This window comes from Holdemania sp. Marseille-P2844, assembly GCF_900120005.1.
Classification (GTDB): domain Bacteria; phylum Bacillota_I; class Bacilli_A; order Erysipelotrichales; family Erysipelotrichaceae; genus Holdemania.
The window spans coordinates 244,680-258,893 of record NZ_LT635451.1 but is presented as its reverse complement, the minus strand read 5'-3'; the positions used below and the strand labels follow the sequence as shown (position 1 = coordinate 258,893).

Here is a 14,214-nt window from a genome sequence, read left to right as displayed (position 1 = left end):
TCAGCTTCCATAACCTCTGGAAACTGAGCCTTTTTCTTTCTGTAATCTTATCCGTTATTATAAGGATCACCGGTGATGCGGCGTTTTTTCAATCGTGCACAGCCGGCGTAAAATCACAGATCTCAAACGATCCGGATTATTTCGCCTGCCACTGTATTTTTCCCTGACTGATCGTCATCCAGCTGCGGACATCCTTAAGCTTCTGCGGCGGCAGCGTAAACAAGTCCTGATCGCAGATCGTAAAGTCCGGCAGGGCCCCGACCTGAATTACGCCCTTGCGGCCTTCCTCAAAGCTTTGCCAGGCTGCGGTTTCAGTCATGCAGCGCAGCGCCGCTTTCAGAGAGAATCCCTCCTTTGGGCGGTAGCCGCTCGCTTCGGGATGGCGCAGATCCTTGCGCGTAACCGCACAGTACAGATTCGCAAATGGATTGAGATCCTCTACCGGACAATCCGTGCCGAACGAAACCGCCACGCCGCGCTCAGCTAATGAACGGAAGGCATAGGAAGTCTGCGCCAGTTCGTTTCCCACCCGCTGCGCGACGATATGTTGATCATAGTGAAGGAAGATCGGCTGAACCAGCGCCGCGGTATGCGTGGAGGCAAACCGGTCGATCAGCGCAGAATCGGTGATCTGGCAATGTACGATTCCATGCCGCAGCGGATTATCCGGACATGTCCGGTTCACGTGTTCAAACGTATCGAGCACCATTTCAATCGCCGCATCGCCGATCGCATGGCAGACGCATTGCAGTCCATGGGCATGCGCCAGTGACACCAGCGCGTCCAGCTGCACGCGGGTCATCGTCGCAATCCCCCGTGTCGATGGATCGTCGGCATACGGCTGACGCATCCAGGCTGTCCGCGCGCCCAACGAGCCGTCGGTCAACAATTTCAGCGGGCCGAACACCAGCACCTCGTCCGGCGGCGTTTGTTTCCTGATTTCCAGGTAACGCATTAATGATTCGGGATCGGTCAGCGTGCACTGCAGAACGACCCGCACCGGCATCCGGTCTTCCGCGCGCAGCTGGCGATAAGCCTCGAGCATCAGATCCAGGTTTTCACTGGTAATGTCATTGGAATGCACAGTCGTCAGCCCCGCCCGGGCCGCCGCGTCCAACGCCAGCGCCAACCGCTCCTTGATCTGGTCCACCGTCAGCGGCGGATCCAGCGGCTTTAACAACAGCATTGCGTTTTCGCGGAAGATTCCGGTCGGACAGCCTTGCTCGTCAACGTCGATCTGACCGTCCTGCGGCTGAACGATCGCCCCGGTGAAGCCCAGCCGCTGCAAAGCGCATGTGTTTACACAGGCAATATGTCCGCAGGCCCGTGTCAAAACCACCGGCACGCGCGTGCTGATGCGATCCAGATCCGTGCGGTTTAAGATCCGGCCTTCCGCAAAATAATCATGATTCCAGCCTCGGCCATGGATCACGCTGAAATCCGGATGTGCCAGAATATAATCCCGGCTGAGGGCAACAACCTCCTCAATCGAGGCAGCATTCTGCAAGTCGATGTTCTGCAGCGTGCAGCCCTTGTTGTAACAATGCAGATGCGTGTCGCACAATCCCGGCAGGACCAGCCGGCCCTGCACGTCGATGACCTGATCACTCTTTTGGCACCGGGCTTTTACCTGAGCGTCGGTGCCGACCGCCAGAATTTGAGATGAGTCAAAGAGCACGGCACTGGCAAATTGATCGCCGCCCAGCCAGATTTTCGCATTTCGTAAAATCGTTCGCATTTTCTTTCTCCTTTTCGCTATCGTGAGAGCAGGTCATCGCAGAAAAAAATCAGCGGTTCCCCAACCTCTGATTCCAATTTCTTTCCTTCAAACAGGAATGCAGTGAGCCCCACCAAGAGTTGTTGGCGATTCTAAATCACTGATTGATAAGCCGATGTTTATCAATGAAGTAATGATACACAATCCTGTAAAAAAAGTCAATCATTCGTGTAAGAAGAAAGCGTCATAAATCAGACGCTCATTTAATTTCTTTCATTTTCTTACATTTTGTTTCATTCCGTCAATTCGAAGTTTTCGGATCCAGAATCTTTTCCGCAAATAACTGGAATTGCAGCCCGACGTGCGGCACCACTTCGCCCTGAGCGATCATGTCCAAAAACATCCCGCGCGTAACCTTGCGTGTCGCGACCACTTCTTCCGGCTGCAGCGACAGTTTTGCCGCGTCAAATTCCTGATCACAGCGATACAAATCGACAATCGCACGCCCCTTCACGACCGTGCCGATGTAGACCAGCGCTTCCGGGCTGCACCGCAAGCCAACTTCCTCGCGCAGTTCGCGGCAGGCGCCTTCCCGGCTTGTTTCGCCAGCCAGCACCGAACCGCCGGTCATTTCCCACAATAATCCATGGGGTTTATCAGGATGGCGCTGTGTCAGCAGCAGCTCCCCCTGCCGGTTCACCGTCCAGATTTCCACGACCAGATGATACTCGCCTTCCGCCATCGGTTCCCCGCGGCGATGTTGACGGCCAAGCTTTTGCCGATCCCAGGTATAGCAGTCCCACATTTCCATAATCGAAAACTCCTTTACTTTACCGTAAGCTGATTCTTGCCTTACCCTTTCGCAGCATACAAAGCTTCGTCAGCGTGGCGAAAGCATTGCAGCGCCGATTCGCCCGGCTGCTGGCGATGAATCCCCAGGCTGAGCGTCATCGGGAACTGCGGGAACAAGTCCATCATCCGCTGGCTGAACTGGTTCTGCAGCCGCCGCAGCATCACTTCCGGCTCCTCGCTTTGCGGCTGCTTCAGCACCAGACAAAATTCATCGCCGCCAAAGCGGTAGGCATGCATGAATTCCGGAGTTTCATTTAACAATTTTCCAACGTACCGCAGCACCTCATCGCCGGAAAGATGACCGAGCTGATCATTGATTTGTTTGAAATCATCAAGATCCAACAAGACGAGCGTGTAATCCCGCTCCGTTTCCAATTCTTCAAAGCAGCGGTTCAGCGCGATCCGGCTGCCGACTCCGGTCAGAGCGTCATGACTGACTTCCCGCTCTAACGAAATCCGCTCCGCATCCCTACGCCGGCTGATCTGTTGACGGCGGCGCTGGAATTCCAGCAGCTCCCAACAGGCAGCCAGCGTACCTGCCTGCACCATCAGGCAGATCAGAATATCGCTGAAGTAATACGCGGTGACGATCTTGTCCGGATCCCAGGAAGGCATAAACGCGCTGAGAACACATAACGCCATCCCCGTTGCCGCAATCACGACCGTCAGCCGCTTGCGCTCATATAAGGTTGTCAGCAACGTCGGCAGCACAAACATCATATAAACAGAACTGAACGCCCCGTGGATGACCGTGATGACAAAACACAGTAGGGTCATCGTCAGCGACACAAGTCCATCCTTTTTCGTTTCTTCCCAATGCCGGGTATTGATCAGCCGCCGGCAGCCCAGCACCAGCGTTGCGTTGATCAATGTTGGAACCGCGATATAGCGAAGCAGATATTCCGGCACAGTGCAGCTGATCAATGCCGCGGCGTTCAAGACAAAAAACAATAGAATCTCCGCCGCAGCCGTTCCCGCCGCCAGCACCGCGCACACCCGCCAATGCAGATTCCGCCAGTACGTTGAAAGCTGGCGTTCCTGTTTCTCAATTTCCGACAGTATCTGTTTCTCTTCCACGCACAGCTTCCTCCTGTCTTTTGCTCTAAGTTTATCACACTCCACAGCCTGTTCTCAAGGAATTTCCAGCTTCCATCCCACTTCCCCTTCCGCTTCGATCCGCCGCTTCGGCTTTTTAGGCTTCGCCATGCGCTGCTTTCGCTGAAACGCCAGCCTTTTTCAGCATGACGGATCGAACAAGAACCCGCAGCCGGACTTTACTGTCTTTTTCAACTCCTTTGGATCGGATGCCTGTTCGGTTATACCTGCGCTTCTTGCCTGCGCAAGGAAATGTATTGCATTGCCATAGTGGGTCTCTCTGCCGGTGCTGGCAAAACTTTCTCATGAAAAAAAGCCGCCGGACACGCCGGGCGGCTCATGGCTTATTCGACGGGAACCACCAGTCCGTTGTAATGCTCGCGGATATAGGCGCGGACTTCATCGCTGGTCAGAACGTCGATCAGAGCTTTTGTTTTATCGCTGTTTTCCTCGCCTTCGCGAACGGCGATAATATTTGCATACGTCTTCGCGCCTTCGGAATCAGCCTGTTCCGAGGTCAGAAGCAGATCGGTGATCTTGGCGTCCAGCGCATAGTTGCCGTTGACGATCGCAAAGTCCACGTCGTCTTTGGTCTGGGCTACCAGCGAAGCGTCTATCTCTACAATGCTGACGTTATACGGATTCTCAACGATATCCACCGGCGTCGCCTTTAAGCCCACGCCGTCTTTCAGCTTGATATAACCCAGGCTTTCCAACAGCTGCAACGCCCGCGCTTCATTGGTGCCATCGTTGGGCACGGCAAAGCTGCAGCCGCCCTGTTCGATCGCGGATAAGGCTTTTGACTTGCCGGCATAAATGCCTAACGGTTCAAAATGGATGCCCCCGGCCGTGACCAGATGCGTGCCGTGATCCTCATTGAACTGCTCCAGATAAGGATCATGCTGGAAATAATTCGCGTCCAGATCGCCCTGTTCCAGCGCGGTGTTCGGCGTAACATAATCCGAGAATTCCACGATTTTCAGCGTGTAGCCCTTTTCTTCCAAATACGGCTGGGCATATTCCAGGATTTCAGCGTGCGGGGAGGTCGAGGCCCCGATCGTGATCACAGTTTTTTCCGTTCCGGTTTGATCCTGCGGCGCGGCGGACGGCTGCGCAGCCGGTTTTGTGGAGCAGCCGGCGATCAATCCGGCGCAGGCCAACAGAACACTGACATGTTTTAACGTTGTTTTCATCTTCATTTTCTCCTTCTCATTTATAACAAAAGGCTCCCATCCTCGAAAAAGGACGGAAGCCTCCGTGTTACCACCTTTCTTTACCAAGCCATCGCTGACTCAGCCTCATCCGGTCGTTCTCTGTCCTGCAGGGAAGAACCGTGTTCGCGGTAACGGGCGAACCCGTCGGCCGCTCACCTGGACGTGTCCAGCTCACAGCCGCGGCTTGCAGATCATCTTTCCACGGACTTCCCTTCGGCCTTTCACCCTCTGCCGATCGCTTTTTCAGTTGGTTCCGCGGTACTCTTCTGCGCACTGCCTTTTTAATTGAATTTTAATTGGAATCTGATTTTACTGAAGTCGATTGCTTTATTTCCAAGCCGGAATCAGCGCGCCGTCATACTGATCGTTAATAATCTGAGCAACAGCGTCAGTCTGGAATAACTCGCAGATCTTCTTGTAAACCGCATCGTCCTTGTCCGCAGTACGCGCGGCGATGATGTTGATATACGGGTTATCCGAGCCTTCCTGAACCGATTCCATGAAGATCGAATCCTTGTTCGGGGACAGACCGGAGTCGATCGCGATTGTGCCGTTGATGAAGCCCGCGGTCACATCCGGCAGAATGCTTGGGATCGTATTCGCTTCAATTTCGATAATTTCGATGTTGACGTTGTATTTCGTAATGTCCGTGACGGACGGGGTATAACCCTTTTCCGGATCAACTTCGATAAAGCCCAGGCTTTCCAGCAGCTTGATCGCACGGCCGCCGTTGGTTACGTCGGAAGCGATCGCAATCTTATCGCCGTCTTTGATTTCGTCGATGCCGGCAATCTTCTTGGAATACAGGCTTAATGGTGCCAGCACCGTTTCACCAATCGCCGTCAGGTCGTAGCCGTTGGCTTCACAGTCCTTATCAAAGTAGGCGTAGTGCTGGAAGCTGTCGATGTCGATATCGCCGGCGGCCAAGGCTTTGTTGACCATCGCGTAATCGCTGAAGGTGACAAATTCGATTGTGACGTTGTCCTTCGCCATTTCATCAATGATTGGCTGCCAGTATTCGTTGTTTTCGCCGATGACGCCGACCTTGACGGTGCGGGCCTCAGAACCTTCCGGTGTCGTGTTGTTTTCTTTCGGTGCGGCGCTGCAGCCGGTTAAGACCAGCGCAGCCAGGATGCAGCAGAGTAGTTTTTTCATTTTCAGTTCCCCCTTAATGTGTTGTTTTCTTTATGATCACGTCGCCGATCGCCTGCGCGATCGTTACGAGAATCAAAATAATCAGGATCGTGACCCAGATGACGTCCGGTTCGCTGCGCTGATGTCCATAGCGGATCGCGAAATCGCCTAACCCGCCGGCGCCGACAACACCGGCCATCGCGGTCAGGCCGATCAGCGAGATGAACGTGATCGTGGTTGCCCGGACAATCGCAGGAATCGACTCTTTCAGATAGACCCGGAAGATGATTTGTAACGGCGAATCGCCCATCGCCTGCGCCGCTTCGATCAGGCCGCCGTCAACCTCCGCCAGCGCCAGTTCAATCTGGCGGGAGAAGAACGGCACCGTGCCGATGATCAGCGGGATGATCGCGCCTTTGACGCCGATGCCCGTGCCCATAATCGCCCGCGAGAGAAATAAGGTCGCCGGGACTAAGATGATAAACGGAATCGAACGCAGGATGTTGATAATTTTATCAAGAACCCAATAGACCGGATGACATTCCATGATGCCTTCCTTGCGGGTGACGATCAGCACGACGCCGAAGAACAGCCCGAGCACAAACGAGATCGATCCCGACCAGCCCATCATCTGGAAGGTTTCCAGTATGCTCTGGATCAGCTTGGGGATCTTCACCATCACGTTGGGAATTAATTGTTCCAGCATTTCAGCACCTCCACTTCAATGTTGTAATGCTTTAATTCAGCTTCCGCCTTGCGCATCGCGTCTTCGCTGCCCTCCAGCATGACGATCAGACTGCCCAGCGCGGCCTGCTGGATCACCTCGACGTTGCCGAACACAATGTTGCACACAACGTCGTATTTCTTGGACAGCTGCGAAATCAGCGCTTCCTTGGTTTCCTCAGCGCCATACGTCAGCTTCAATAACCGCTGGCCCTTATGCAGCCGCACGATTTCCGCACCGTTGTCGATCAGCTCGTAAATCTTGGTGATCGGATTGGTGGAATTGATGAAATCGATCGTCATCTGCGCTTTCGGATGCGAGAAGATATCCAGGATGTTGCCGGTTTCGACGACCTTGCCCAGCTCCATAACCGCAACGCGATTACAGATTTCCTTGATGACTGCCATTTCGTGCGTGATCAGGACGATCGTGATGCCCAGCTTCTGATTGACTTCCTTCAGCAGCTTGAGAATGCTGGAGGTTGTCTGCGGATCAAGCGCGCTGGTCGCCTCGTCGCACAGCAGCACTTTCGGATCGTTAGCCAGCGCCCGCGCGATCGCGACACGCTGCTTCTGTCCGCCGGACAGCTCCGAGGGGTAAGCGTTCAGCTTCTCGCTCAGCCCGACCAGTTCCAGCAGATCCTTGACCTTTTTGTCAATCTGGGCTTTAGTGAGCTTGCTTCCTTTTAACGGATAAGCGATATTCTGATAAACCGTACGCGAACGCATCAGATTGAAATGCTGGAAGATCATTCCGATCTTCTTGCGGATCTTGCGCAGCTCTGCTTCCTTCAGCTGGGTGATATCGACACCGTCGATCAGCACCTTGCCGGAGGTCGGCCGCTCCAGCAGGTTGATGCAGCGGACCAGCGTCGATTTCCCTGCGCCGGAAAATCCGATGATGCCGAAGATATCCCCGTCTTCGATTTTCAGGTTAACATCCTTGCACGCCTCAACGTTCAGGTCCTTCGTCGTAAAGGTTTTATTGACTCCGACCAGTTCTATCATGTTCCTCTTCCTTCCTTAAAATAAAAACTCCCGTCCCCAACAAGGACGAGAGTTGATTTCCCGTGTTACCACCTTAATTCGCAGTCCGCTTTCACGTTCTGCCTCTTCCGGTACGCGTTGAATAACGTTATACCGTATCACGTTAACGGGTGAATCCGTCATAGCCTAAGTTTCCCTCGGTATGCAGCTCCAAGACCATTTTCACAACGATTTTCACTGCCCTTTTTCAGCGCCCGGGCTCTCTGTCAAGTTTCCATCGGAGTTACTATTCTTTTCAAAGCCTTTGTTTATGTACCTGATTATAGTTCACTCTTTTTTCAGAGTCAACCCCTTTTTCAAAATTTCCCGCAAAAACGCCCTGATTTAAGCTTTATAGGCCTGCTCGTAAAGCTCCTGGAGAAGATGCATCTCCAGCGGAAATTCCTCGCGGTCATCCATGTCAAACTGAGTAATGCCTTCTTCCTTCGCAATCTTTCCGACCTGACGGTAACGGCCTTCCCAATCCTGCACTTTAATTTTTGGATCTTGTATCAAGTACTCCAGATACTCGCGGTTATCTTCCCACAAATTATAGCCTTTCCCGCTGATCAGCTCCGGCTCTGACAGAGGCTCACCCTCATTTATAACCTTGGTGACCACACAGTTAAAGCTCCAGCCTTCACCCAGATCATAGTCAATCTGGATCTTCGATTTTTCTTTGAGTTCCAGATGGCAAAGCGAAACCCGGCTGGAATCTTCATAATCCCCCAGCTCAAATTCAGATGGAGAATATTGTTTATTCTTCAACTTGAGCGTAAATAAATGTCCGCCCATTCCATGAAAGGCGGCGATCGCCGCACAGGCCAGCTCCGTTAAATTGAGAAGTGCCGGAAGGCGAACTTTGCGCCAGCTTTTTGTTCCCTCGAGCGTAATTTTAAATTCGATAACCTGCCTGCCGAATTGCTCATAATCGGGGAACGAGTTTAAAATATAGAAAAATTCCTCATCGGAAATCGACTCGTTTCTCATTACCAAGGATCTTAAAACGGCCTGCATATCCGCCTCGACCTGATCCGCATCCATCCCTAAGCCGATAAGCCGCTCTGTAAAGCTTTCAATTTCAGACGGGTACTTTGTCCGGATTTGAGCGGTTATCGCGCTGAGATGCTGTTCAATAAGTTGTTGGATCATATACTTTCTCCTTTTTTTAATATTCAGGCTCTTTTTACTTTAAGGTTAACACAGGCAATCAGAAAAATAATAGACCGGCGTTCTGATTCAGCAGTAGGTTATTGCCCCTCTATACAGGATTTGACCTCATGTGAGTGGAAACCCTCCGCTTTCTTCGTTAAGTCTCTCTTTGTTTCGCACTGCTGCCGGATGAACAGACTCACTGATAATCTTTATTGCAATTTGCTCCTCCGTGTAATCCGGATGTTGTGCTTTGATTTTCAGAATGGTTTGAATACATGCTTCTTCTTCCTCTAGAATATCCGCTATTTCAGCAGCTTGCATTCCTTTCTTCGCTTTTTTCAGTGTAATTGTAATAAGCTTCAACAGAGAACCTTGATCTTTACCTTGCTTTAAGGCCAGCTCCCGCGCCTGTTTCACAGCTCTTTCCCGTTCCTTGCGGATCTCTGAATTCCGCATCATTTCTCTGTCCAGCCGCTTTGTTTCCCACATGTACTCGATCGTGCTCATCGGAATCTCCATCATTTTCTCCACCGCCCTTCTGCATCCTTCATCCATCGCTATGATCTGTTGAATCCACGCCGCTTTGTCCGGATCGCCTGCAAATTTTAATACCACGCGCCACCGGTCCAACGGCGTTAAATCCTTGACTGGAATCCGCTGTAAGCGTTCCACTTCTGCTAATTCAATAATACTCACTTGAATGTGTTTTGTCAAGGTTCTTCCCGTTTTCTCACCGGCTAAATAAAACACATCGCTGCTCACATCCGGATCGTCAAAAAAGCAGAAATTCGTGATCATGATCACGCGCACTGGTTTCAGTTCCCGATAATCTTTTCCCTTTGTCTTCTGGCCGGAAAGCAGACGCGATAAATAGAAAACAATGCGGATTCCCTGCTCCTCGGGATTCCCGTTTTGCTGGATTTCCAGATCAAAATAAATCTCCTCGTTGATCACCCCGCAGATATCATAACGAATTGCTTTGTCGTCAGGATGTCCTGCTTTTTTCTCATTCGGCAACAACCGCACCTTTTTAAAATCAGGATCAATCGCATGGAAAAGACTCGTCAGACATATCAAATCCTCAGGATCACCGATCACAGTTTTAAAGACCCAGTCGTCCAACAAAGAAATCCTTCTCTTCTTTTGCTTCTTCCGTTCAAGTAGATTGATGGACATTCCCCCACCTCCTCTACAAGTTAATATTGCGGTAATTTCAAAAAAGCCTTCCTCTTTTTCATGAAAATTCAATTATTTTCGACAAAATCGCAAACTTATTTGTAACCATTTTCAAATTAAATTCCGAACACTGGAAATGGTCTTGCGAATCGACGAAGTAATTGAATCAGACATTCATTTCTTTTTGCTTTCAAACTTCTGATTATCCTTAACTTCACTTCAACGACTTTATTGAACCAAGAAAAGATAAGCATAAGCCCGAAAATCTTCAACATGTCTGACTTTATCCTGGCTGCGAAAAGATAAATTTGCCAACCCCTGAAAGCAAATGGGATTCAACAGAAAAAATCGACCCCGTCTTGAAGGGAATCGATTTCTTAACTATATTTTTCCTTTATTCTGTTAAACGCTTATCTTACTCGCATTACCGACTGTTTATTCGACTTTTAGATGAAAATATTCAAAAATCAGTTCCGGATTGGAATTCACGATCAGCGATGCTGGAAACTCCGCGGCGGCGCAGACTTCCTCACACCGCTGGAACCGGCCGATCGCGTCGCAGTAATGCGCGTCGCTGCCAAACAGGACCGGCACGCCGTGCTGCTTGCAATACCGCAGCATCCCAAGCATATTTTCCCGGCCGCCGACCCGCGAGCTTTTCGGATTCATCGAGGAATTGTTGACCTCGACTAACGTATGGGTCGCCTTGCATGCCAGAACGACCGCTTCCTGATCGATCGGATAGCGGGAATCGTCCGGATGGCCAAGAATCTTGACATAAGGATTCTGCACGGCATTGATCATCGCCTGCGTGTTTTCCGCTTCCGTATGCGCGGTGCCGAAGCATGGAACGTGCAGGGATGCGATCGCGTAATCAAGCATTTTCAGCGTGCTTTCGTCCAGATCGACATGTCCTTCAACATCCATCACATTCAGCTCCGCGCCTTTGAGCACGCGGATTCCCTGCACGAATTCCGGGACGACATGAAGGTTGCGGAAGTAGAACAGATGCGTAGAACCCGGCATCTTCGGCGTATGATCGCTGACGCCGTAAATCGTTAGACCGTGTTCCCTGGCTGCAGCGATGTTCTCGTTCAGCGTGCTGTACGCGTGTCCGCTGACGACGGTATGCGTATGCAGATCAAGGTAAATCATGCGTTTTCCTCCAGATACTGCAGGCTGATCTTACTGTTCAGTTCGCCGAAGAAACCGATCCGTTTGCCGCGCAGCGAAGTTGGCAGACCGCTGGACAACTGGCTGTCAAATTCCACCTGACCGTTTTCGTCCAGGACGACGACGCGGGCAATCCCATCAATTTTCAGCGTGTCAATCGGCGCGGCACCGATATACCAGTGAATCAGTGGATCGCGCAGCGTCATTTCCCGCACGTCCAACGGCGGCAGGTTCTCACAGAGAACATAGTGGTACTGACCGTTTTGAATCGAACCATCCGCCAGCCACAAAACGCTCGACATTTCGCGCGAATAATTGCCCGGAATCTCAATCGCCGGCACCGCCTCATAATCGTTGAGGATGCGCAGCGGATACGGGGCTAAAAGCAGGTCGTCGTAGCCCTTTTCCATCTGCACGGTAAAGGTCATCGGGACATTGCCCAGCGTGCGCTGCTGCAGATATTCGTTATCCATGATCCACGTCTTATCCGTCAGATTCTTCCAGCCGCTTACTTTACCGGACGGCTTGAGCTTCTGCAGAAAAACCTGGCGTTCAGCCTGTTCCGCCACGACGCTGCCCGGCATCTGATAAACAAGATACAGCTTTTCGCCCTGCGGCACAAACCCGATTCTTAAATCGGCCATGCCGAAGACCGACGTGCCGGGCTGTCCCGCAAACCAGCCGTGATCTTCCTGCAAGCCGGAAACTTCCAGCCGCCAGCCGCCCTTGGCTTCGCGAACCTCCAGCGTCAGATCGCCATGTTCAAAGCGTGCCCGCACGATCTGATCCTTATTGCCGTACAAACCAGTAATTTCCACCGGATGCACGACGGTTTTCAACGCCGGCAGCGGCGTCGCTTCAAACGCGCAGCCCTGAGCCTTGAGAATTTCATAAACCAGTGCCTGATTGAGCTTTGAAGCGCTGCCCTTATCCGTACACAGGACAACCGCGGCGCTCAGCTGACAATCCGGGATAATCAGGGAATGGGAGTTGAACCCGAACGTCGAGCCGGACTTGCACAGCGCCTGTTTGCCAAAGCCCTCAAACAGCCGCATCGACACGCAGTCCCAACCCAGACCATAACGTTCCGTGGTATTGTCCGCAACGATCAGCTCTTTCGGTTGTTGATCGCGATTCATTTCCGTCAGACCCGCTTCATCAACCAGTTTGCCTTCACGCAGCGCGTCTAAGAAACGGCATAAATCCGCGGCCGTGCTGTAAATCCCGCCGGAACCAATGCCGTTGACATATTCCTGCGGGAAGTCGAGACCAAACGGTGATTTCGCTTTGATGTATTTGCCATCCATGATTTCATGGATTGGGAAATCGGTATGCTCCATGCCTAACGGCTCGAGAATCTTCTCGTAAATATAGGAGGAATAGCTCTGCCCGCTGACCACCTCGACTAACAGCTCCGCCAGGGAAAACCCGTCGTTGCAGTAAACGCTGAACTTTCCCGGCTGATCCTTCAGCCGGCTCTGCGCCGCGTATTCAATTTCTTCCTTCAGGTGATTACGGTTGCGGGCGTTGGTGTATTTCCCCTTGAAGCAGTTGCCCGGCAGTCCGCTGCTGTGATTCAGCAGCATCCGGACCGTAATATTTTTATACCGGGCATCCGGCATCTTGAACATCGGCAGTTTTTTCACGATCGGCTCGTCAAGCGACAGCTTGCCTTCCTGCGCCAGCATCATCACGGCCGCCGTGGTGAACATCTTGCTGATGGAGCCGATTGAAAACATCGTTTTCTCCGTGATCTTCGCGCCCTTCGACGCCGTCCGGCCGCTGCGGTAATGATAAATTTCTGCTCCCTGCTGAAAGATCGCGACATCCATCGCACGGACCTGATGCTCGGTGAAAAAGGCTTCGCACAAAGCGTCCAGCTTTTGATTTTCCATTGAGTTCCTCCTCTTTTTCTATTTTCAGTATTCCTGCGCGGCAGCGCATCAATACAATAAAGTCTAAAGACCCATACATTATACTGGATTTACCCTTAAATCACAACCGGACGAAAGCGTTTCCGCGGCAATTTCAGGATGATTTTTCATCGCGTTGTGAGTATAATGAAAACCATGAGGTGAACGGAATGAAGGAATTTCAAATGTTTTTCTTTGACGTCGACGGAACGCTGCTGGATAATCGCAATCACCGGATTTCGCCGGCGGTCATGGAGGCGTTAACACGCTTGCAGAAAAATGGAAAAAAGATTGTGATCAGCTCGGGACGGGATGTGAATACAATCCTGATGATGCCGCAGCTGGCGGCGATTGCGTGGGACGGCTATATCTGCCGCAATGGCAGCGTCATTGCCGACGCACAGAAAACGGAGCTGTTCCGGGTTTTCTTTGATCAGGCAACGATGGCGGGGTTAGAAGCGGTCTCCGCGCAGCTCCGCTCACCGATCCAGTATATGGGTCATGACGACTGGCTGAATTGTCCGCCGACGCCGGATTTCATCGCGGCCTGCGAATTCTTTCACCGCGATCCGGCCGCGATCGACGTCCGGGCGACGCGGTCAGACGATCAGGCGACGATGGCGCTGGCCTTTGACGCAGCGGACAGCGATTATGCGGCTTACCGGACGATTCCCGGTTTGACGGTGTTGCCGACGCCGTTTCACTATGCCGATCTGGTTCTCCGGGGTATAGACAAGGGCGTCGGGATCACCCGGCTTTGCCAGCACTTCCATATTGATCCCCAGGCCACAATGGCGTTTGGCGATGGGATCAACGATCTGGAAATGCTGCAGGCGGCAGGAGTCGGCGTAGCGATGGGCCAGGGCCGGGAAGAAATTAAAGCGATTGCCGACTACGTCACCGATTCCGTCGAACAGGACGGCATCGTTACTGCGCTGCAAGCTTTCGGTCAGCTCTGAGCGGAAATTTTCGCTTTTCTTTGATTATTTTATTTGACTTAGTCAAATTTATGCTTATACTGAAGAAGTCAGGAGGT

At 51.9% G+C, this 14,214-nt stretch carries 12 protein-coding genes and 2 other annotated features; of the genes, 1 reads left to right on the top strand and 11 read right to left on the bottom strand.

All coding sequences use genetic code 11. The annotated features are described in order from the left end of the window. Window positions 1–136: 136 nt before the first annotated feature. The 11 genes from BQ7364_RS07880 to BQ7364_RS07830 form a co-directional block, all read right to left on the bottom strand. The gene (locus tag BQ7364_RS07880; protein WP_072684219.1) at window positions 137–1,738 is read right to left on the bottom strand and encodes an amidohydrolase; all 1,602 of its coding nucleotides are present in this window, start codon (window positions 1,736–1,738) and stop codon (window positions 137–139) included. A 280-nt stretch (window positions 1,739–2,018) separates the two neighbouring features. After that, window positions 2,019–2,528: an NUDIX hydrolase gene (locus tag BQ7364_RS07875; RefSeq protein WP_072684218.1), complete on the bottom strand. Its 510-nt coding sequence runs from the start codon at window positions 2,526–2,528 to the stop codon at window positions 2,019–2,021. 41 nt (window positions 2,529–2,569) lie between these two features. Next, a complete protein-coding gene (locus BQ7364_RS07870) occupies window positions 2,570–3,646 on the bottom strand; it encodes a GGDEF domain-containing protein (protein WP_072684217.1) in 1,077 nt (358 codons plus the stop codon). A gap of 362 nt (window positions 3,647–4,008) precedes the next feature. Next, complete coding sequence (locus BQ7364_RS07865) at window positions 4,009–4,857, bottom strand: MetQ/NlpA family ABC transporter substrate-binding protein (protein WP_229100732.1); 849 nt, start codon at window positions 4,855–4,857, stop codon at window positions 4,009–4,011. A gap of 45 nt (window positions 4,858–4,902) precedes the next feature. After that, window positions 4,903–5,161, bottom strand: a binding site (T-box leader). 44 nt (window positions 5,162–5,205) lie between these two features. Further along, a complete protein-coding gene (locus tag BQ7364_RS07860) occupies window positions 5,206–6,033 on the bottom strand; it encodes a MetQ/NlpA family ABC transporter substrate-binding protein (protein WP_006058988.1) in 828 nt (275 codons plus the stop codon). Between the two features lie 13 nt (window positions 6,034–6,046). Next, complete coding sequence (locus BQ7364_RS07855; RefSeq protein ID WP_072684215.1) at window positions 6,047–6,718, bottom strand: methionine ABC transporter permease; 672 nt, start codon at window positions 6,716–6,718, stop codon at window positions 6,047–6,049. Beyond that, the gene (locus tag BQ7364_RS07850; RefSeq protein WP_039864305.1) at window positions 6,703–7,743 is read right to left on the bottom strand and encodes a methionine ABC transporter ATP-binding protein; all 1,041 of its coding nucleotides are present in this window, start codon (window positions 7,741–7,743) and stop codon (window positions 6,703–6,705) included. Before BQ7364_RS07850 ends, BQ7364_RS07855 begins: the two co-directional genes overlap by 16 nt. Before the next feature lie 38 nt (window positions 7,744–7,781). Next, window positions 7,782–8,030 (bottom strand) — a binding site (T-box leader). A gap of 76 nt (window positions 8,031–8,106) precedes the next feature. Further along, window positions 8,107–8,913 carry an IS1096 element passenger TnpR family protein gene (locus tag BQ7364_RS07845; protein WP_072684214.1) on the bottom strand — a complete coding sequence of 269 codons (807 nt, stop codon included), beginning with the start codon at window positions 8,911–8,913 and terminating at the stop codon, window positions 8,107–8,109. Window positions 8,914–9,039: 126 nt separating this feature from the next. Further along, the gene (locus BQ7364_RS07840) at window positions 9,040–10,164 is read right to left on the bottom strand and encodes an Rpn family recombination-promoting nuclease/putative transposase (protein ID WP_139248597.1); all 1,125 of its coding nucleotides are present in this window, start codon (window positions 10,162–10,164) and stop codon (window positions 9,040–9,042) included. A 363-nt stretch (window positions 10,165–10,527) separates the two neighbouring features. Next, complete coding sequence (locus BQ7364_RS07835) at window positions 10,528–11,247, bottom strand: phosphatase (RefSeq protein ID WP_072684212.1); 720 nt, start codon at window positions 11,245–11,247, stop codon at window positions 10,528–10,530. After that, window positions 11,244–13,160: a serine hydrolase domain-containing protein gene (locus tag BQ7364_RS07830; protein ID WP_072684211.1), complete on the bottom strand. Its 1,917-nt coding sequence runs from the start codon at window positions 13,158–13,160 to the stop codon at window positions 11,244–11,246. Before BQ7364_RS07830 ends, BQ7364_RS07835 begins: the two co-directional genes overlap by 4 nt. A gap of 188 nt (window positions 13,161–13,348) precedes the next feature. Between BQ7364_RS07830 and BQ7364_RS07825 the strand changes: the two genes are divergently transcribed. After that, window positions 13,349–14,137, top strand: coding sequence for an HAD family hydrolase (locus BQ7364_RS07825; RefSeq protein WP_072684210.1), 789 nt, complete (start codon window positions 13,349–13,351; stop codon window positions 14,135–14,137). Window positions 14,138–14,214: the final 77 nt, after the last annotated feature.

Excerpts from the sequence above, each read along its gene's own strand:
- BQ7364_RS07880 (WP_072684219.1), bottom strand. The coding sequence starts at position 1,738 with ATGCGAACGATTTTACGAAATGCGAAAATCTGGCTGGGCGGCGATCAA.
- BQ7364_RS07875 (WP_072684218.1), bottom strand. The coding sequence starts at position 2,528 with ATGGAAATGTGGGACTGCTATACCTGGGATCGGCAAAAGCTTGGCCGT.
- BQ7364_RS07865 (WP_229100732.1), bottom strand. The coding sequence starts at position 4,857 with ATGAAAACAACGTTAAAACATGTCAGTGTTCTGTTGGCCTGCGCCGGA.
- BQ7364_RS07860 (WP_006058988.1), bottom strand. The coding sequence starts at position 6,033 with ATGAAAAAACTACTCTGCTGCATCCTGGCTGCGCTGGTCTTAACCGGC.
- BQ7364_RS07855 (WP_072684215.1), bottom strand. The coding sequence starts at position 6,718 with ATGCTGGAACAATTAATTCCCAACGTGATGGTGAAGATCCCCAAGCTG.
- BQ7364_RS07850 (WP_039864305.1), bottom strand. The coding sequence starts at position 7,743 with ATGATAGAACTGGTCGGAGTCAATAAAACCTTTACGACGAAGGACCTG.
- BQ7364_RS07845 (WP_072684214.1), bottom strand. The coding sequence starts at position 8,913 with ATGATCCAACAACTTATTGAACAGCATCTCAGCGCGATAACCGCTCAA.
- BQ7364_RS07835 (WP_072684212.1), bottom strand. The coding sequence starts at position 11,247 with ATGATTTACCTTGATCTGCATACGCATACCGTCGTCAGCGGACACGCG.
- BQ7364_RS07830 (WP_072684211.1), bottom strand. The coding sequence starts at position 13,160 with ATGGAAAATCAAAAGCTGGACGCTTTGTGCGAAGCCTTTTTCACCGAG.
- BQ7364_RS07825 (WP_072684210.1), top strand. The coding sequence starts at position 13,349 with ATGAAGGAATTTCAAATGTTTTTCTTTGACGTCGACGGAACGCTGCTG.